The organism is Pseudomonas sp. D4-21 (genome assembly GCF_051132125.1).
Classification (GTDB): Bacteria; Pseudomonadota; Gammaproteobacteria; order Pseudomonadales; family Pseudomonadaceae; genus Aquipseudomonas.
In genome coordinates, this window is record NZ_CP071664.1 from 558,181 (window position 1) to 577,075 (window position 18,895).

The 18,895-nt window shown below is 60.9% G+C and carries 10 protein-coding genes; 4 read left to right on the forward strand and 6 right to left on the reverse strand.

Annotation, left to right across the window (positions count from 1 at the left end; translation table 11 throughout):
• Window positions 1–245 precede the first annotated feature (245 nt).
• Window positions 246–1,730 (forward strand): sodium/proline symporter PutP, encoded by a 1,485-nt coding sequence (gene putP / locus J3Q04_RS02515; protein ID WP_434608157.1) that lies wholly within the window; start codon window positions 246–248, stop codon window positions 1,728–1,730.
• 73 nt (window positions 1,731–1,803) lie between these two features.
• On the opposite strand, the gene J3Q04_RS02520 is transcribed toward putP, so the two are convergent.
• Entirely contained in the window at window positions 1,804–2,304 is a 501-nt protein-coding gene (locus tag J3Q04_RS02520; RefSeq protein ID WP_434608154.1) for a DUF2165 family protein, read from the reverse strand.
• Window positions 2,305–2,566: 262 nt separating this feature from the next.
• On the opposite strand from J3Q04_RS02520, the gene J3Q04_RS02525 reads away from it, so the two are divergent.
• Both J3Q04_RS02525 and J3Q04_RS02530 read left to right on the forward strand, forming a co-directional pair.
• A complete protein-coding gene (locus tag J3Q04_RS02525) occupies window positions 2,567–4,603 on the forward strand; it encodes a type VI secretion system tip protein VgrG (RefSeq protein WP_434608152.1) in 2,037 nt (678 codons plus the stop codon).
• Between the two features lie 127 nt (window positions 4,604–4,730).
• Window positions 4,731–5,570, forward strand: coding sequence for a 23S rRNA (adenine(2030)-N(6))-methyltransferase RlmJ (locus tag J3Q04_RS02530; RefSeq protein WP_420766135.1), 840 nt, complete (start codon window positions 4,731–4,733; stop codon window positions 5,568–5,570).
• 298 nt (window positions 5,571–5,868) lie between these two features.
• Here J3Q04_RS02530 and msrA read toward each other — a convergent pair whose 3' ends face one another.
• From msrA to aceE, 5 genes are all read right to left on the reverse strand, one after another.
• Window positions 5,869–6,516, reverse strand: coding sequence for a peptide-methionine (S)-S-oxide reductase MsrA (msrA, locus tag J3Q04_RS02535; RefSeq protein ID WP_420766136.1), 648 nt, complete (start codon window positions 6,514–6,516; stop codon window positions 5,869–5,871).
• Between the two features lie 84 nt (window positions 6,517–6,600).
• A complete protein-coding gene (locus J3Q04_RS02540) occupies window positions 6,601–9,294 on the reverse strand; it encodes an EAL domain-containing protein (protein ID WP_434608150.1) in 2,694 nt (897 codons plus the stop codon).
• A gap of 193 nt (window positions 9,295–9,487) precedes the next feature.
• Window positions 9,488–10,879 carry an alkaline phosphatase D family protein gene (locus tag J3Q04_RS02545; RefSeq protein ID WP_434608148.1) on the reverse strand — a complete coding sequence of 464 codons (1,392 nt, stop codon included), beginning with the start codon at window positions 10,877–10,879 and terminating at the stop codon, window positions 9,488–9,490.
• Between the two features lie 294 nt (window positions 10,880–11,173).
• Window positions 11,174–12,820 carry a dihydrolipoyllysine-residue acetyltransferase gene (gene aceF, locus J3Q04_RS02550; RefSeq protein WP_434608146.1) on the reverse strand — a complete coding sequence of 549 codons (1,647 nt, stop codon included), beginning with the start codon at window positions 12,818–12,820 and terminating at the stop codon, window positions 11,174–11,176.
• Window positions 12,821–12,831: 11 nt separating this feature from the next.
• On the reverse strand, window positions 12,832–15,477 hold the full coding sequence (gene aceE, locus J3Q04_RS02555) for a pyruvate dehydrogenase (acetyl-transferring), homodimeric type (protein ID WP_420766140.1): 2,646 nt from the start codon (window positions 15,475–15,477) through the stop codon (window positions 12,832–12,834).
• Between the two features lie 382 nt (window positions 15,478–15,859).
• On the opposite strand from aceE, the gene glnE reads away from it, so the two are divergent.
• On the forward strand, window positions 15,860–18,799 hold the full coding sequence (gene glnE / locus J3Q04_RS02560; protein ID WP_420766141.1) for a bifunctional [glutamate--ammonia ligase]-adenylyl-L-tyrosine phosphorylase/[glutamate--ammonia-ligase] adenylyltransferase: 2,940 nt from the start codon (window positions 15,860–15,862) through the stop codon (window positions 18,797–18,799).
• The last annotated feature ends 96 nt before the right edge of the window (window positions 18,800–18,895 follow it).

Here is an 18,895-nt window from a genome sequence, read left to right on the forward strand (position 1 = left end):
TCCGACTGGGTGCAACTTATTTGAACGAAACTGGTTGCACCTTATTTGGATTGTTGAATAGCATTCGCGGCCAAGGTGCAACCGGTTCTGGGTACAAAAACCGGGTCGAGCTGCATCGGCTGATGGCTTTCCTGGGGAAACATCAGTCATAAAATTCGCGGGTCCACAAAACGTCCGCACAACGTTCGCGTTGTCGACGCTTTCAACTGCCACCGCACCATAAAAACAAAGCCAGGGCGTAACTCATGAGTGTTAGCAATCCCACCCTGATCACCTTCGTGATCTATATCGCAGCCATGGTCCTGATCGGCCTGATGGCTTATCGCTCCACCAACAACCTTTCCGACTACATCCTGGGCGGTCGCAGCCTGGGCAGTGTCGTGACGGCGCTTTCTGCCGGCGCTTCCGACATGAGCGGCTGGTTGTTGATGGGTTTGCCCGGTGCAATCTACATGTCCGGCCTGTCGGAGAGCTGGATCGCCATCGGCCTGATCATCGGTGCCTACCTGAACTGGCTGTTCGTGGCCGGTCGCCTGCGGGTCCAGACCGAGCACAATGGCGATGCGTTGACGCTGCCGGATTATTTCTCCAGCCGTTTTGAAGACACCAGTGGCTTGCTGCGGATCATCTCTGCGGTGGTGATCCTCGTGTTCTTCACCATCTATTGCGCTTCCGGCATCGTGGCCGGTGCACGCTTGTTCGAAAGCACCTTTGGCATGTCCTACGAGACGGCGCTGTGGGCCGGTGCTGCCGCGACCATCGCCTACACCTTCATCGGTGGTTTCCTGGCGGTCAGCTGGACCGATACCGTACAAGCCACGCTGATGATCTTCGCGCTGATCCTGACGCCGATCATCGTGCTGCTGGCCACGGGCGGCGTGGATACCACGTTCCTGGCGATCGAAGCGAAAGACCCGACTTCGTTCGACATGCTGAAAAACACCACCTTCATCGGGATCATCTCGCTGATGGGCTGGGGCCTGGGCTACTTCGGCCAGCCGCACATCCTGGCGCGCTTCATGGCGGCGGATTCGGTCAAGTCGATCGCCAAGGCGCGTCGCATCTCCATGGCCTGGATGATCCTGTGCCTGGGTGGCACCGTTGCCGTTGGCTTCTTCGGTATCGCGTACTTCTCGGCTAACCCAGAGGTGGCCGGTCCAGTGACCGAAAACCCTGAGCGTGTATTCATCGAGCTGGCGAAAATCCTGTTCAACCCATGGGTTGCCGGTGTACTGCTGTCGGCCATCCTCGCGGCAGTCATGAGCACTCTGAGCTGCCAGTTGCTGGTGTGCTCCAGCGCCCTGACCGAAGACTTCTACAAGACTTTCCTGCGCAAGAGCGCTTCCCAGGTAGAGCTGGTCTGGGTCGGCCGTGCCATGGTGCTGCTGGTGGCCCTGATCGCCATCGCCCTGGCCGCGAATCCGGAAAACCGCGTTCTGGGCCTGGTGAGCTACGCCTGGGCCGGTTTCGGTGCCGCCTTCGGTCCGGTGGTCCTGATCTCCGTGGTCTGGAAGAACATGACTCGCAACGGCGCCTTGGCCGGTATCCTGGTCGGTGCGATCACCGTGGTGGTCTGGAAGCATTTCGAGCTGCTGGGTCTGTACGAAATCATTCCGGGCTTCATTTTCGCCAGCCTGGCCATCTACTTCGTCAGCAAGATGGGCACGCCCACCACCGGCATGCTGCAGCGCTTCGAAGCGGCTGAGAAAGATTTCCGCTTGAACCAGTAAGGCTTTGGCGAGCCTGCAATGGCTCGCTCAAAACAGTAAAAAACGGCCCGCCTCCATTGGAGCGGGCCGTTTTTTATGGCTGAGGGTCCAAGTTGTCGGGCTGGTTGAGAAAAATCAGTACGCCCAGCAGCGCCATGTAGAACCTGAACGCGGCATCCTGGCCATTCCAGATCTCGGATTGCCACATCAGGAACCACTCGCCGCCAACGACCATGAAGCCGAAAAACCAGACGAAGAATCCGACCGTCAGCCCAACGATGGGCCATTTTTTTGCCCGATTGAAAGCCAGGCCATCCGCCCTGCGTGCCCGCCAGAGTGTCAGCCCGCCATAGGCCAGCAGCACGGTGGTGATTGCTTCGCCGAGGATGATCAGCCCATAAGCCCCGTGCCACATCCAGGGCTTGTCAATGGCCCGATATCGGGCGGCGTTGTTGGGAAAGGTGGTGTCCATGCTCAGCACATGCTGGACGAAATTGAAGTTGGAGCTGTAGTCCGTGACGTTGTTGAACACGGTCAGGAAGGCGAAGGCGGCAAGCGCCAGGATCATGGCAATTTTTGTATAGCGGAGGGTCATGGTTGCGTCCTTGGCTTTTACGACCAAACGACGTTATCACGCCTTTGCTCGATAGAAGGCCGGTCGCTGTGTAAGAAGCAGCTGATTACTTCGTACGAAGGCTTTCAGGATCGCGGTGTATGGATTGTCCATCGGAAAATGCAGCGTGCCTTGCAGCTTTTTGACTCTTGGGTGTAGGGGAAATCTGTTTTTCCTGACAATGGATCAACACTGCCAGTGGCTCGTGCAGAATCGCCCGTCTCATTCAGCAGAGGCACATCGGATGTTCGCGCCTGCCAATTCACCACGTTTCACGCTGGCGTTCGACAGCGGGCCAAATGACCTCAAGGTGCTTGAGTTCAAGGGCAAGGAAGCCATCAGCCAACCCTATTGCTTTGATCTGGAGCTGGTCAGCGATCGGCCCGACCTGGTGCTGGAGGACCTTCTGCATCGCCAGGCTTACCTGGGTTTCGATCACCGCGGCGGTGGGATACATGGCCAGGTCTACAGCGTGGCCCAAGGCGACTCGGGCAAGCGCCTGACCCGTTACCAGATCACCCTCGTGCCACGCCTGGCGTACTTGCGCCACCGCATCAACCGGCGAATTTTCCAGCATCTGAATGTGCCCGCCATCGTTGGCCTCGTCCTGAAGGATCACGGCATCCTGGCCGATGCATTCCAGTTCAGTCTGGGTGGGCAATACCCCGAGCGTGAATATTGCGTGCAGTACGGTGAAAGCGATCTGGACTTCATCGAGCGGCTATGTGCCGAGGTCGGCATCCATTACCACTTCCAGCACAGCCCTGACGGGCATCTGCTGGTGTTTGGCGACGACCAGACGATGTTCAAGCGTTTACCCGAGTCTACGCCGTACCTGCCGGGCAGCGGGATGGCTGGCGCTGCGCCGGCCATCAAGCGCTTGGCGGTACGGCACCAGGCGCGAACCACTGCGGTGACGCTACGCGACTATGACTTCCGCAAGCCTGGCCTGCTGCTGCAAGCCGGTCTCGGTGGGCAAGCGCCAGCTTCGCTTGAGGATTATCAATATCCCGGCCAATTCATCGACCGTGCCGATGGCAGCCACCTGGCCCGACGTTCCCTCGAGCGACACGGCGCGGACCACCTTTTGGCGGAGGGCAGCAGTGACGACAGCGCTTTCGCCAGCGGACATTTCATGCGCATCGAGGAGCATCCCCGCCCGCAATGGAATGATCTCTGGCTGTTGACGCAGGTCGATCACCGTGGCCGGCAGCCGCAAGTGCTGGAAGAGAACGCTTCGGTCGGCCCGGGTGAATTCCAGGGCTACGGCAATACCTTCCTGGCGACGCCCTGGGACGTTTTTTTCCGTCCGCCTTTGCAGCACAAGAAGCCGTCGATCAGTGGCTACCAGTCAGCGGTAGTGACCGGACCGGTGGGCAGCGAGATCCATTGCGATGAGTTCGGGCGGGTCAAGGTGCAACTGGTCTGGGATCGCGACGGTGCAGGTGATGAGCATTCCAGCTGCTGGCTGCGCGTGGCCACCGGCTGGGCGCACGATCGTTACGGCAGTGTGATGATTCCTCGGGTCGGCATGGAAGTGCTGGTCGGGTTCATGGACGGCGACGTCGACAAGCCGCTGGTGGTCGGTTGCCTGCCGAACGGAGCCAACCCGCTGCCGCTCGACCTGCCGGCCGACAAGACCCGCAGTATCCTGCGCAGCCAGAGCAGCCCCGGTGGTAGCGGCTATAACGAATTGCGCATCGAAGACCGCAAGGGCGCCGAGGAGATCTACCTTCGAGCCCAGCGCAACTGGACCCAGCATGTGCTGCATGACCAGCGCGTGCAGGTCGATCATGAGCGCAGCATCTTCGTTGCCGGCTTGTCCCGGCACGAACTCAAGGACGGCGAGCAGCGCATCACCCGGGGGCGACGGCAGGTTGAAGTTCGCCAGGACGATCACCTGATGGTGACGGGCGACCGGCATATCCGCGTCGCCAACCAGGCCCTGAGCGCTGCTGGGCGGTTTCATGTCAGCGCCGGCCAACAGATCGTGCTGGAGGGCGGCGCCACTGCGACCATCCAGGCCGGCGGGCACTGGATCAACATCGGACCGGGCGGAATCTTCAGCAGCGTACCCATCCAGGTCGGCGGCGCGCCGATGGTGGCGATGGGCGCCGAACCCGTTGCAGCGGGCGCTCCGGATAAACTTGCCGCCGCGCTGGCGCCACCGCTGTCCTTGGCGCAAATACTCAGTTTGAAAAGTCCTGCGCCGTTCTGTGAGGAGTGCGAACGCTGCAAGGAGGGTTCCTGTGCCGTGCCGTTGGCTGCGCTTGGGAGATAAGTTCAGAGATGCGCAGTGCAGCGTGAGCAAGCTCCCTCGCTACGGGGCGCTGTTCGTCCACTCGGCCGCCAACCCCTGACGTTGGGCGCGCTTCGAGGTAAACTCGTCGCCCTTCGCAGGAGCCGCCATGAATTATCGCCACGCCTTCCACGCCGGCAATCACGCCGATGTGTTCAAACACCTGACCTTGACCCGCCTCATCGCCTTGATGTCGCGCAAGGAGCAGCCCTTCGCCTACCTCGATACCCACGCAGGCATCGGGCTTTACGACTTGCAGGGCGACCAGGCCAGCCGTACCGGTGAATACCTGGAAGGCATCGCACGGTTGTGGGACCAGGACGACCTCCCGCCCCTGACCGCCGATTACATGAAAGTGCTGCGCGAGATGAACCCGGACGGCCAGTTGCGCTATTACCCGGGCTCGCCGGAGTTGGCACGGCGCCTGACCCGACCGCAGGACCGAGTATTGCTCAACGAGAAGCATCCGGAGGACGGCGTGCTGCTCAAGGACAACATGAAGGGCGACCGTCGCGTGGCGGTCCACTTGGGCGAAGGCTGGCATGTTCCTCGTGCGTTGTTGCCGGTGGCAGAGAAGCGCGCTCTGATGTTGATCGATCCGCCGTTCGAACAGCTGGATGAGATGCAGCGTTGCGCCGCGTCGCTCAAGGAAGCCGTCAGTCGGATGCGCCAGACCGTGGCGGCGATCTGGTACCCGGTAAAGGACCAGCGCATGTTGCGTCGTTTCTACCAGGACTTGGCCGGCACGGGCGCGCCTAAATTGTTGCGGGTGGAGTTGCTGGTGCACCCGCTGGCCACGCCCAACAGCCTGAACGGCTCGGGCCTGGCCATTGCCAATCCGCCGTGGGGGCTTGAGGAGGAACTGCGCGAGCTGCTGCCGTGGTTGTCCAGGAAACTTGGGCAGACCCAGGGTGGGTGGCAGATGGATTGGTTGATTGCTGAAAGCTGATCGCTGAGCCGATGCATTCAGGTCGTCAGGCAGGACGCCTTCGCGAGCAAGCCCGCTCCCACATGGGGTGTCGAGGTGTACGCGACATCTGTGTCCGCCCCGGGCCCCTGTGGGAGCGAGCTTGCTCGCGATGGCGGCGGCACATCCAACATCACCGCCCCAGATCCACCGCTATCGCGAGCAAGCTCGCTCCCACATGGGGATCTGAGGCGTACGCAAGAGTTATGTACGCCACCGGACCTGTGGGAGCGAGCTGGCTCCGGGCGGCGATCCGACGAAGCTTTTCAGGGCCCGACCGTCAGATCGGGCAGGTCACGCCCGTGCCGCCAATCCCGCAATAGCCTTCAGGGTTCTTCGCCAGGTATTGCTGGTGATACGCCTCGGCAAAGTAAAACGTCGGCGCTTCGTCGATTTCGGTGGTGATTTCTCCCAGCCCGGCCTTGCCCAGCTCAGCCTGGAACACTTCCTTGCTCTTCTTCGCCGCTTCCAGTTGCTCGGGCGTGGTGCAGTAGATCACTGAGCGGTACTGGGTGCCGATGTCGTTGCCCTGGCGCATGCCCTGGGTCGGGTTGTGCAATTCCCAGAACATCTTCAGCAAGTCGTCATAGCTGACTTTCTCCGGCTCGTAGACCACCAGCACGACTTCGCTGTGGCCGGTCAGGCCGGAGCATACTTCTTCATATGTCGGGTTTGGCGTAAAGCCGCCCGCATAACCCACCGCCGTGCTGACAACGCCTTCCCGTTGCCAGAACCTGCGCTCCGCGCCCCAGAAGCAGCCGAGGCCGAAGATGGCGAAGTCCACATTGGTGACGAATGGGCCCAACAGCGGCGCGTCGAGGACAAAGTGTTTTTCCGGCACGGCCATTGGGGTTTCACGGCCAGGGAGAGCTTGATCGGGAGTAGGAAGCACGTTTTTGTTCACCAGAATTTCCGAGCGCAAGACCATCATCAGTCCTCTCAGTCAGATTGAGTTGAGCGAAATAGACCGTCAGTGTGCCTCAGAAAAGCCGCTGCAAGCTATAAGCGGCTGTCAGACCAGCGGACCGCGCGGGTAGCGCTTGAGCTTCTCGACGAGCTCTGCGCCGGGGATCGGCCGGTCGAAGAGGTAACCTTGGCCGACGTCACAGCGGTGGCGCCGCAGGAAGGCGAGCTGCTGGGCGGTCTCGATGCCTTCGGCCACGACCTTGAGCTTCAGATTGTGGGCCATGGCAATCACCGCGGAGGTGATCTCCATGTCGTCCTGGTTGTCCGGGATTTCATGGATAAAGCTGCGATCGATCTTGATGATGTCGATCGGGAATTTCTTCAGGTAGCTCAGGGATGAATAACCGGTGCCGAAGTCATCCATCGCCAGGGTCAGGCCCAGGCGCTTGAGCTGGTCGAGTTGCAGGTGGGTGTCTTCGGTGGCTTCGAGCAGCAGGCCTTCGGTCAGTTCAAGTTCTAGCAGCCGCGCGGGCAATTGTTCTTCCTTGAGGATGCTGGCGATCGAGGCCACCAGGTCCGGGTCGGAAAACTGCTTGGGCGACAGGTTGATCGCCACTTGCAGATTGCCCAGGCCAGCCGCGGTCAGCTGTTTGCTCATGCGGCAGGCCTGGCGGGCGATCCATTTGCCGATGGGGATGATCAGGCCGGTTTCCTCGGCCACGCTGATGAACTGGTCAGGACGGATCATGCCTTTTTCCGGATGATTCCAGCGCAGCAGCGCTTCCATGCCCAGCAAGCGACCGCTGCGCAGACACAGCTTGGGCTGGTAGAACACGTCCAGTTCGTTCTGGGTCAAGGCGCGTCGAAGGTTGTTTTCCACGAACAGCTTGTAGCTGGCCTCGGCGTTCAGCGCCTCGGTGAACACCTGGACCTGGTGCTTGCCGTTGGCCTTGGCCTTGTGCAGAGCGAGGCCGGCGTTGCGCATGAGGGTCTGTGGGTCGCGGCCATGCAAAGGCGCGCAGGCCAGGCCCACGGAGCCGGTCACGCTGATCAACTGGTTATCGACGAACATCGGCTTGTCGAGCGTCATCAGCAGCTGGCTGGCGATCTGTTGGCCGGCCTCAAGGTCGGTGTCGTCCAGCAGCACCGCAAATTCGTTACTGGCGAAGCGCGCCAGGCTGCCGCTGGAGCTCAGGCTATTGCGCAGGCGCCGGGCCAGGCTGATCAGCAGTTTGTCGCCGGTCTGATGGCCGAGGCTGTCGTTGATGCGCTTGAAGTTGTCGATGTCCACCAGCAGCAGGCTGATGGGCGAATTGCTGTCGCGGGCGAAGCGTTCATCCAGGTTGCGGATAAAAGCCGGACGGTTGCCCAGGTTGGTCAGGTTGTCGGTGTAGGCCAGGCGTTCGATGCGCTGCTGGGCCAGTTTGGTCTGCGTGATGTCTTCGTAGATGCCGATGTAGTGGGTCAGCTCGCGGTTGTCGCCATAGACCTTGGAGATCGACAACTGGCCCCAGTAGGGTTCGAGGTTCTTGCGTCGGCTCTTGAATTCGCCCTGCCAGCTGTTGCTCTGGGCCAGGGCCGATGGCGCATCGAACAGCAGTTCGCTGAGGTTCTCCAGGGCCGGCAGTTCCGAGAGGCGCTGGCCGTGGACTTCTTCGGTGGTGTACTGGGTGATGGCGGTGAAGCTTGGGTTGACGTACTCCACCACACCGTCGCAATTGACCAGCAGGAACGCGTTGGCGCTCTGTTCCACGGCGCGCTGGAACAGGTGCAGGGCGCTGGTGGCGGTGCGGCGATTATGGTTGTTGATGACTTGGGCGAATTGGTCAGCCAGTTCGCCGGCGAAGGCGATTTCGTCCGACTGCCAGGCGCGGGTCGCGCCTACTTGCTCCAGGCAGAGCACCCCGACGACTTGCCCGTCGATACGGATGCTGGCGTCGAGGATGGCATTGACGTCCCGGGCCCGGAGGTTCTCGGCCAATTCCCGCGTGCGAGGGTCGCGCATCGCGTTATGGGCATCGATGGCGCGGCAGGTCTGCAACGCTTCCATGTAGTCTGGAAATTCGCTGGCGTTGATCACCTTTGGCAGGAAATGTTCCTGGGAGGCGCGATTATAGGCGGAGATCGGCAGCAGCTTGCCATCCTCCAGATTCCAGATGCTCGCGCAATCGATCTGGTAGATGTCACACGCGCTGCGCGTAATCAGCTCGGCGGCTTCTTGCAGGGATTTGTTGGCGCTGTAGCGCTGGCGAGTCAACAACAGGATCAGGTCTTGCTGGGCGCGGACCCGGTCCAGGTGCTGGAGTTGCTCCTGCTGCGCGCGTTGATTCAATTCCAGGGCGATCTGGAGCCTGGAGTTCTGGGTTTCCAGGTCCACGGCAGGCATGGATGGCCCGTCCTGCAGCAGGTCGTCCACCACCATCAGATAGCCGCGCAGCAGATGGCGATTGTGCTGCCTGTAGGCTTCACCGGTCTCCAGCAGGTTCATCGGCCCTTTGGCGGTGTGCAGTGTGTAGCGGATCAGATAGTGGGACGCCTGGGCCAACTGCTGTTGGATCGCGTCATGCAACTGATAGCGCGCTTCAGGCTCCATCAGGCTGGCGAAGGGAGAGCTGACCAGCGAGCAAAGCTCAACGGCCGGCAGGCCGAAGTAGCGTTCGCAGTTTGGATCGAGGAACAGCAACGCCCAGCTTGCTTCATTCAGCCGTTCGAAACGCAGCATACCGAGCCGCGAGGGCACCGGTAACTGCGTCACTACCTCGGCCGCCATACGACTGGCGGCATCGGGTTGGCTTTTCATGGGGAGACTCGCTTCGAAAATGCTGATCGCGCCGGGCTGACGCCCTCGTTATTACGGATTGCCGCAAGGTTGCATCATTGCGGCACTGGCTGACAAGAGACATGAAGGCCAAGTGCTATAAACCTTTTATCGGCCGACGAGGGGATTTCTCCAGTTGTCGGCCGATCAGAGGTGTTCCCTGGGCTACGCAAGCTCAGCGCAACGGTATGTCGACGACCTCCAAGGGATCTCCGTCACGGTCATGAAACGTCACTTGAACGCTCTGGGCCGTGACTTTCAGCTGGGCAAAGTTGTCCTGGCTGATCACCTTGCCGGTCAGCTCGTATTGATACTCACCGCTTGGAGCCCGAGCCATGGGTTTGCCGGGAATAAAAGTCGAGGCATTGGCGTAAGGCAACAGCCTGCTGTTGCAAAATGGCGACGAGACGACTGTGTGGATTTGGAAGTCAGGATCCTGGCTGTGGGTCAGCATGCTCGTCAGGGAACCGTGCACGTCACCAGAGACGAAGATCACATTCTTGATCCGATGGCTGCGGATGGTTTCAAGCAAGCGTAGCCGTTGCTCTGGAAACGCTTGCCAGGCATCCCCTGCGTTGAATTTGCGGTCGGGGTAGAACATGACACCGGTGACGACGAATTTGACCCGGTAGGGGCTGTCGATCAGCCATGTCAGCAGCGAATGTTCCTGTTCTTCATCCAGGATGCGCCGGTTGTTTGCCGACAGGTTGCGTCGAGTCCGGCTGTCGGTAACGAACCATCCTGTATTGCCATGGGCAAATGTATACCAGTAGCGGGTGAGTGGCCTTAACGTGCCGTCATCCAGAAGTTCATGGGCCGGGCTGTGACTGGCTTGATAAAGCTCGTAAGTATCAAGAGCGTTTGTATAGAGAGTTTCGTCTTGGTGATTCTTCTTGGCGGGCCAGTTGTCCTTTATTTCATGATCGTCGAGCATCATGTAAGTCGGCACGCTGGACATCAGTTTTTTAATATGGGGTTGGGAAAAGGCAGTTCGGTACTTGAATAACATGTCCTTGAGGTTGCGGTCCGGCGCAATGAAATTCAGGTCGTCGAGATACACTTGGTCGCCGGTCATCACTACTGCGCTGATGGGTGGGTTGGCTCGCTCCACGATTCGGTTGATACCCGCGAATGTGCGATCCCCCCGTTCCGGTGTCGCCGGGACACCCGCGGTAATGCGCAGGTATCGACACGAGCCGACGATATAGCTGCGTGGGGCGTCGGTCTCGCTGGAGGGCGTGCGCAACTGGTAAATCTCCTTGGGCCACTGCAGCGGCAGCTCCAGTATGGTCTCTGGAGTGTGCGCCGGGCTCAATGTGCTTTTCCAGCCGGCCTGGTATTCATAGAAGGTGTCGGGCTCAAGGCCCTTCAATACGATGACACCGGCTAAGTCGCGATAAGAAACCAGTCGGATGAACTGTCCCCTGGACCAGGCCGTATCGCCTTTTCGGCGGTAGCGGATACCGGCGAATAAAGGATTGTCGGTGTTCCCATCGCCTCGTAGAAAGATACGAGCGTGGTGGGTTGTCGTGTGGCCAATAATAGGGCCTACCGTTGGCTTTAACATGTTCGAATCCATTCGAAGTTTATATTTTCGTCAGCGCCAAAGTTGTTGGGCGCGCTGGATTCATGCTAAAGCCGCAAGCAGGTTAAATATCGGTAGGGCAGGGGGCGGTAGTTGTGGGCAACGACTACCAGAGCAAGTAGTCTTTTATGCGCAAGGGGGTAGGAAAAACCGTTGGTGAAATACGGTTTTAGCCCGAGCAAAAAAAGCCCCGCCAAACGGGCGGGGTTGAGGTACGAGCGTGGCGCTCGGAAAACAGCAGTCAAACGGCCCTCCGCAAGGGAGGGCCGTTCGGTATTACAGCAGGATGGTGCGGATGTCGCCCAGCAGGTCACTCAAGCGCTTGGTGAAGCGCGCTGCGGCGGCGCCGTTGATCACGCGGTGATCGTAGGACAGCGACAGTGGCAGCATCAGCTTCGGCTGGAAGGCTTTACCGTCCCAGACTGGCTGGATGGTGGCCTTGGAAACACCCAGGATCGCCACCTCCGGCGCGTTGACGATCGGCGTGAAGCCGGTGCCGCCAATGTGGCCGAGGCTGGAGATGGTGAAGCAGGCGCCCTGCATGTCGTCGGCGGTGAGCTTCTTGTTCCGGGCTTTTTCGGCCAGGGCAGCGGCTTCGCCAGCCAGTTGCAGCAGGCTCTTCTGGTCGACGTTGCGGATGACCGGTACCAGCAGGCCTTCCGGGGTGTCGACGGCAAAGCCGATGTGCACGTATTTCTTGCGGATCACAGCCTTGCCGCTTGGAGCCAGGGAGCTGTTGAAGTCCGGCAGTTCCTTGAGCAGGTGCGCGCAGGCCTTGAGCAGCAGCGGCAAGACCGTCAGTTTCACGCCGGCCTTTTCCGCCACGGCTTTCTGCGCAACGCGGAAAGCTTCCAGCTCGGTGATGTCAGCCTGGTCGAACTGAGTCACGTGCGGGATGTTCAGCCAGCTGCGGTGCAGGCTCGACGCGCCGATCTGCATCAGGCGAGTCATGGCCACTTCTTCGGTTTCGCCGAAGCGGCTGAAGTCCACCGCCGGGATCGGCGGGATGCCCGCGCCGCCGGTGGCGCCTTCGGCCGGTGCGCTCTTGGCCTTCTGCATCATGGCTTTGACGTAGGCTTGCACGTCTTCCTTGAGCACACGACCGTGAGGGCCGCTCGGGCCTACGGCGGACAGCTCGACACCGAATTCACGGGCCAGCTGACGCACCGCAGGGCCAGCGTGCACCTTGGCACCGCTAGGCGCAGGCGCCGCGGCGACAGGGGCAGGAGCCGCTTCGGCCTTGGCGGCGGGGGCGGCGGCTGGCGCTGGCGCTGGGGCGGCTTCGGCCTTGGCAGCAGGCGCAGCAGCCGGGGCTGGCGCGGCAGGCGCCGAGGCACCGGCCACTTTCAGCTTCAGGATCAGGTCACCGGTGCCGACTTCGTCTTCCAGCTTGATCTCGACGCTTTCCACCACACCGGCGGCCGGCGATGGGATTTCCATGCTGGCCTTGTCGGATTCCAGGGTGATCAGCGACTGGTCGGCTTCGACGGTGTCGCCGGCCTTGACCAGTACTTCGATGATCTTGGCCTTGCCCGACGAACCGATGTCCGGGACATGGATGTCCTGAACAGTGGCGGCGGCAGGCGCGGCGGCCGGAGCTGGAGCCGCTTCGGGAGCGGGCGCAGCGGCAGGCTTTTCAGCCGCCGCCGGGGCAGCAGCAGGGGCGGCCGCTTCAGGTGCCGCGGCGGCGCCCTCGACTTCCAGCTCCAGCAACTCGTCGCCTTCCTTCAGGCGATCGCCCAGCTTCACTTTCAGGCTCCTGATGACACCGGCCTTCGGCGCAGGCACTTCCATGCTGGCCTTGTCCGATTCAAGCGTCAGGATGCTCTGGTCGGCTTCGATGCGGTCGCCGACCTTCACAAACAGTTCAATTACTTCACCTTCACCGCTGCCGATGTCAGGTACGCGAATGAGTTCGCTCACGAAAATTCTCCTCAGCAGTCCAGTGGGTTGCGTTTTTCCGGATCGATGCCGAACTTGGCGATGGCTTCGGCCACCACTTTAGGTTCGATATCGCCGCGGTCAGCCAGGGCTTCCAAGGCTGCCAACACAACGAACTTACGGTCGACTTCGAAGAAGTGACGCAGCTTCTTGCGGCTGTCGCTACGGCCGAAACCATCGGTGCCCAGCACTTTGAATTCCTTGGAAGGAACCCACTGGCGGATCTGTTCGGCGAACAGCTTCATGTAGTCGGTAGAGGCGATGACCGGACCTTTGCGGCCGTTCAGGCACTCTTCGACGTAGCTCAGCTTTGGCTTCTGGCCAGGGTGCAGGCGGTTGCTGCGCTCCACGGCCAGGCCGTCGCGACGCAGTTCGTTGAAGCTGGTGACGCTCCAGACGTCGGCGCCGACGTTGAATTCTTCACGCAGGATCTTCGCCGCTTCACGCACTTCGCGCAGGATGGTGCCGGAGCCCATCAGCTGGACGTGGTGCGCCGCTTCGCGGGTGTCTTCTTCGAGCAGGTACATGCCCTTGACGATGCCTGCCTCTACGCCGGCCGGCATGGCTGGCTGCTGGTAGGACTCGTTCATCACGGTGATGTAGTAGAAGACGTCCTGTTGCTCTTCGGTCATCTTCTTCATGCCGTCCTGAATGATCACCGCCAGCTCGTAGCCGTAGGTCGGATCATAGGTGCGGCAGTTCGGGATGGTCCCGGCCAGCATGTGGCTGTGGCCGTCTTCGTGCTGCAGGCCTTCACCGTTGAGGGTGGTCCGGCCGGCGGTGCCGCCGATCAGGAAGCCACGAGTACGGCTGTCGCCAGCGGCCCAGGCCAGGTCGCCGATACGCTGGAAGCCGAACATCGAGTAGAAGATGTAGAACGGCAGCATCGGCTGGTTGTGGCTGGAGTACGAAGTACCGGCGGCAATGAAGGAGCTCATGGCGCCCGCTTCGTTGATGCCTTCCTCGAGGATCTGGCCCTTCTTGTCTTCCTTGTAGAACATCACCTGGTCTTTATCGACTGGCTCGTAGAGTTGGCCGACGGACGAGTAGATGCCCAACTGGCGGAACATGCCTTCCATGCCGAAGGTACGGGCCTCGTCCGGAATGATCGGGACGATGCGCGAGCCGATTTCCTTGTCCTTGACCAGTTGCGCGAGGATCCGCACGAAAGCCATGGTGGTGGAGATTTCGCGGTCGCCCGAGCCGTCCAGGATGGCCTTGAGGGTATCGAGTGGCGGCGTCGGGATGCTGAAGCTCTTGGCGCGACGCTGCGGCACGAAACCACCCAGGGCGGCGCGGCGCTCGGCCAGGTAACGGGCTTCGGCGCTGCCTTCTTCCGGCTTGAAGAACGGCAGGTTTTCCAGTTCGCTGTCCTTGACCGGGATGTCGAAGCGGTCACGGAACAGCTTCAGGCTCTCGACGTCGACCTTCTTGGTGTTGTGCGCGGTGTTCTTCGCTTCGCCGGCACCGGTGCCATAACCCTTGATGGTCTTGGCCAGGATGACGGTCGGTTGCTCTTTGTGATTGACCGCCTGATGGTACGCCGCGTAGACCTTGTACGGGTCGTGGCCGCCACGGTTGAGCTTCCAGATCTCGTCGTCGGACAGGTCGGCAACCATCGCCTTGAGTTCAGGCGAGTTGAAGAAGTGCTCACGGACGAACGCGCCGTCCTTGGCCTTGTAGTTCTGGTACTCGCCGTCGATGACTTCGTCCATGCGGCGTTGCAGGATGCCGTCGACGTCCTTGGCCAGCAGTGGGTCCCAGAAACGGCCCCAGATGACTTTGTTGACGTTCCACTGGGCACCACGGAACACGCCTTCGAGTTCCTGGATGATCTTGGCGTTGCCGCGAACCGGGCCGTCGAGGCGCTGCAGGTTGCAGTTGATGACGAAGATCAGGTTGTCCAGCTTCTCGCGGCCGGCCAGGGAGATCGCACCCAGGGATTCCGGCTCGTCGCATTCACCGTCACCCATGAAGCACCAGACTTTCTGCTTGCCTGGCTGGATGAAGCCACGGGCTTCGAGATACTTCATGAAGCGCGCCTGGTAGATCGCCTGGATCGGGCCCAGGCCCATGGAAACGGTCGGGAACTGCCAGAAATCAGGCATCAGCCAAGGGTGCGGGTACGAGGACAGGCCGTTGCCGTCCACTTCCTGGCGGAAGTTGTTCATCTGGTCTTCGGTGATGCGGCCTTCCATGAACGCACGGGCGTAGACGCCTGGCGATGCGTGACCCTGGAAGTAGATCAGGTCGCCGCCATGTTCGTCGGTCGGGGCCTGGAAGAAGTAGTTGAAGCCGATGTCATACAGCGTCGCACTGGAGGCGAAGCTAGAGATGTGACCGCCCAGGTCAGAATCTTTCAGGTTGGTACGCATGACCATGGCCAACGCGTTCCAGCGCACCAGCGAGCGAATGCGGCGTTCCATGAACAGGTCGCCAGGCATGCGTGCTTCGTGGGTGACAGGGATCGTGTTGCGGTATGGCGTGGTGATGGCGTAGGGCAGTTGCGAACCGCTGCGGGTTGCGAGTTCACCCATACGGGTCATCAGATAATGAGCACGGTCTTCGCCTTCTTTGTCGAGAACCGATTCCAGGGCGTCCAGCCATTCCTGGGTTTCGACGGGATCGAGGTCTTGCATGGCTTGCTCCAGGGCGGAAAGGCTACCAGAATCGGTTGCCTGAGTTTGCGACTGGCCTTGTGGGCAGACGATATAAATTCTTGGATTGCCGAAGGTTGTCTCGGCGGCGTGTAGTTTTACTACAAATCGTTGGCCGTTTCAGCCTTTCGAATGTATAGACGAGTAGTAAAACTACACATGAGCGGCTTATGGCCCCTCGTTTCGTTGTGAGAATAATCGTTACTGTTGGTCATTAGCCAACTCGAACAGGTAAAAACTTGATGCCGGCTGCCAATAAAACCAGAAAATCAGCTATTTATCATCTTTGTTCGACAGTCGATCAGGTAGTGGCATTCGAAAAAACACTACATCCAGCCTTTCCCGCGCCGATCAAGGATAGACCATGAGCCTGCCCTCGCTTGCCGAAATACCGGCGATTCTCCAGTCATTGGTCAGTCGGGCCGAGCAGTCGTTCCGCGCGGCGGTCGCCACCTTGGACGACGACCATGGGCTCTCTGCCTGGACGCCGCAGCGCTGGGCCGAGTTCAATCGCGTCGTCGCGGCCAGCGACTTTGTCATCGAGCAAAGTGTACGAGACCCGTCGATGCTCTTGGAACTGGTGCACAGCGGCGAGCTGGACCGCAGCCTGGCCCCCGGTGAAATGTGCGCGCAGATCGGCGCCGCCGTCCAGGCCGCCGAAACCGAAGATGAGTTGGGTCGCGTGCTGCGTCGCCAGCGCACCCGCCAGCAGGTGCGCATCATTTGGCGTGACCTGACCCGCCAGGCGGACCTGGTCCAGACCTGTCGCGATCTCTCGGACATGGCCGACACTTGCATCGACCAGGCCTATCGATGGTTGTACCAACGCCTGAGCCAGCAATTGGGCATACCCACCGGCCGGCGCAGTGGCGAGCCGCAGCAGATGGTCATCCTGGGCATGGGCAAGCTAGGCGCCGTCGAGCTGAACCTGTCGTCGGACATCGACCTTATCTTCGCCTATCCCGAAGGCGGCGAAACCGTCGGCGCGAAGCGGCCGCTGGATAACCAGGAATTTTTCATCCGCCTTGGCCAGCGCCTGATCAAGGCCCTCGATCCGATGACCGTCGATGGCTTTGTATTTCGTGTCGACATGCGTCTGCGTCCCTATGGCTCGGCCGGCGCGCTGGTGCTGAGCTTCAATGCCCTGGAGCAGTATTACCAGGACCAGGGGCGCGACTGGGAACGCTACGCGATGATCAAGGCGCGGGTGGTGGCGGGCGACCAGGTGGCCGGCGCGCAACTGCTCGACATGCTGCGCCCGTTCGTCTATCGCCGTTACCTGGATTTTTCCGCCATCGAAGCGTTGCGCACCATGAAGCAGTTGATCCAGCAGGAGGTGCGGCGCAAGGGCATGGCCGACAACATCAAGCTGGGTTCGGGCGGCATCCGCGAGGTGGAATTCATCGCCCAGGCGTTCCAGTTGATCCATGGCGGTCGCGACCTGAGCTTGCAGCAACGACCGTTGTTGAAGGTGCTTGGCACATTGGAGGGCCAGGGCTACCTGCCGTCCAAGGTGATCGACGAGTTGCGCCAGGGTTATGAGTTCCTGCGTTACACCGAACATGCGATCCAGGCCATTGCCGACCGCCAGACGCAGATGCTGCCGGACACTGCGCAGGATCAGGCGCGCATTGCGTTCATGCTGGGCTTCGCCGACTGGTCGGCGTTCCACGAACAGCTGATGCATTGGCGTGGGCGCGTGGCCTGGCATTTCGGCCAGGTCATCGCCGATCCGGACGAAGAAGAGGGCAGCGAAGGCGAAGTCGCGGTGGGTGGAGAATGGCTGCCGCTGTGGGAAGACAGCCAGGATGAGGAAGCGGCGTGTCGCCAGTTGGAGGCGGGCGGTTTCACCGATGCGTCCAAGGCGCTGAGGGCCTTGGCTGCCTTGCGCGCCAGCCCGCAATTGCGCGCGATGCAACGTTTGGGGCGCGAGCGCCTGGATGCGTTCATTCCCCGCCTGTTGGCTCAGGCGGTGGAGCACGCCAATCCGGACCTGGTGCTGGAACGGGTATTGCCATTGGTTGAAGCCGTGGCCCGCCGTTCGGCTTATCTGGTGCTGCTGACCGAGAACCCTGGCGCGTTGCGGCGTTTGCTGACGTTGTGTGCGGCGAGCCCATGGATTGCCGAGCAGATCACCCGTTTTCCGCTGTTGCTCGATGAGTTGCTCAACGAAGGCCGTTTGTTCAAGCCGCCGTTGGCGCCTGAGCTGGCGGCGGAATTGCGCGAGCGGCTGACGCGCATCCCCGAGGACGATCTCGAACAACAGATGGAAGCCTTGCGGCATTTCAAGCTGGCCCACCGCCTGCGCGTCGCTGCCTCGGAAATCGCCGGCAGCCTGCCGTTGATGAAAGTCAGCGACTACCTGACGTGGCTGGCCGAAGCCATCCTCGAGCAGGTGCTGGCCCTGGCCTGGCGCCAGACAGTCGCCAAGCATGGCGTACCGTTGCGCACCGATGGGAGCCCGTGCGATCCGGGGTTCATCATTGTCGGCTATGGGAAAGTCGGTGGCCTGGAATTGGGGCATGGTTCCGACCTGGACCTGGTGTTCATCCACGATGGCGACCCGCAGGCTGAAACCGACGGCCCGAAACCCATCGACGGCGCTCAATTCTTCACCCGGCTTGGCCAGCGGATCATTCACTTGTTGACGGCCCAGACGAACTCCGGGCAGTTGTATGAAGTGGACATGCGTCTGCGGCCGTCCGGAGCGTCGGGCTTGCTGGTCAGTTCCCTGGGAGCGTTTGCCCGCTATCAGGAAAACGAAGCCTGGACCTGGGAGCATCAGGCGTTGGTGCGTGCGCGAGTGCTGGTGGGCAGCCAGGACGTCGGCCAAGCGTTCGAAAAAGTCCGCGCCCAGGTGTTGGGACGCACCCGTGATTTGCCGACGCTGCGCCAGGAAGTCAGCGAGATGCGCGCCAAGATGCGCGACAACCTTGGCAGCAAGGCCACCGCCGCCGGGACCGCGCCGAATGCCTTCGAAGCCACGGCGCCCTTTGACCTCAAGCAGGACGCCGGAGGTATCGTCGATATTGAATTTATGGTGCAATACGCGGCCCTGGCCTGGTCCGAGGCGTACCCTTCACTGGTGCGCTACACCGATAACATCCGCATCCTGGACGGATTGCAGGAGGTCGGATTGATGCCTGCCGAGGATGCCACGCTGTTGCGCGAAGCCTACAAGGCCTACCGCTCCGCCGCCCACCGCCAGGCCTTGCAGAAAGACACTGGGGTGATTGCAGGCGATCAGTTCGTGGATGAGCGTCGACAGGTGATGCGGATCTGGCGAGAGCTGGGGCTGAGTTGAAGGATTGAATGTAGGAGCGAGCTTGCTCGCGATAGCGGTGGGTCAGGCGACATCGACGTTGGATGTGCTGGCCCCATCGCGAGCGGGCTCGCTCCC

What these genes read in the sequence shown, in the direction of transcription:
- putP (WP_434608157.1), top strand. Translation starts at nt 246, where the DNA reads ATGAGTGTTAGCAATCCCACCCTGATCACCTTCGTGATCTATATCGCA.
- J3Q04_RS02520 (WP_434608154.1), bottom strand. Translation starts at nt 2,304, where the DNA reads ATGACCCTCCGCTATACAAAAATTGCCATGATCCTGGCGCTTGCCGCC.
- J3Q04_RS02525 (WP_434608152.1), top strand. Translation starts at nt 2,567, where the DNA reads ATGTTCGCGCCTGCCAATTCACCACGTTTCACGCTGGCGTTCGACAGC.
- J3Q04_RS02530 (WP_420766135.1), top strand. Translation starts at nt 4,731, where the DNA reads ATGAATTATCGCCACGCCTTCCACGCCGGCAATCACGCCGATGTGTTC.
- msrA (WP_420766136.1), bottom strand. Translation starts at nt 6,516, where the DNA reads ATGGTCTTGCGCTCGGAAATTCTGGTGAACAAAAACGTGCTTCCTACT.
- J3Q04_RS02540 (WP_434608150.1), bottom strand. Translation starts at nt 9,294, where the DNA reads ATGAAAAGCCAACCCGATGCCGCCAGTCGTATGGCGGCCGAGGTAGTG.
- J3Q04_RS02545 (WP_434608148.1), bottom strand. Translation starts at nt 10,879, where the DNA reads ATGTTAAAGCCAACGGTAGGCCCTATTATTGGCCACACGACAACCCAC.
- aceE (WP_420766140.1), bottom strand. Translation starts at nt 15,477, where the DNA reads ATGCAAGACCTCGATCCCGTCGAAACCCAGGAATGGCTGGACGCCCTG.
- glnE (WP_420766141.1), top strand. Translation starts at nt 15,860, where the DNA reads ATGAGCCTGCCCTCGCTTGCCGAAATACCGGCGATTCTCCAGTCATTG.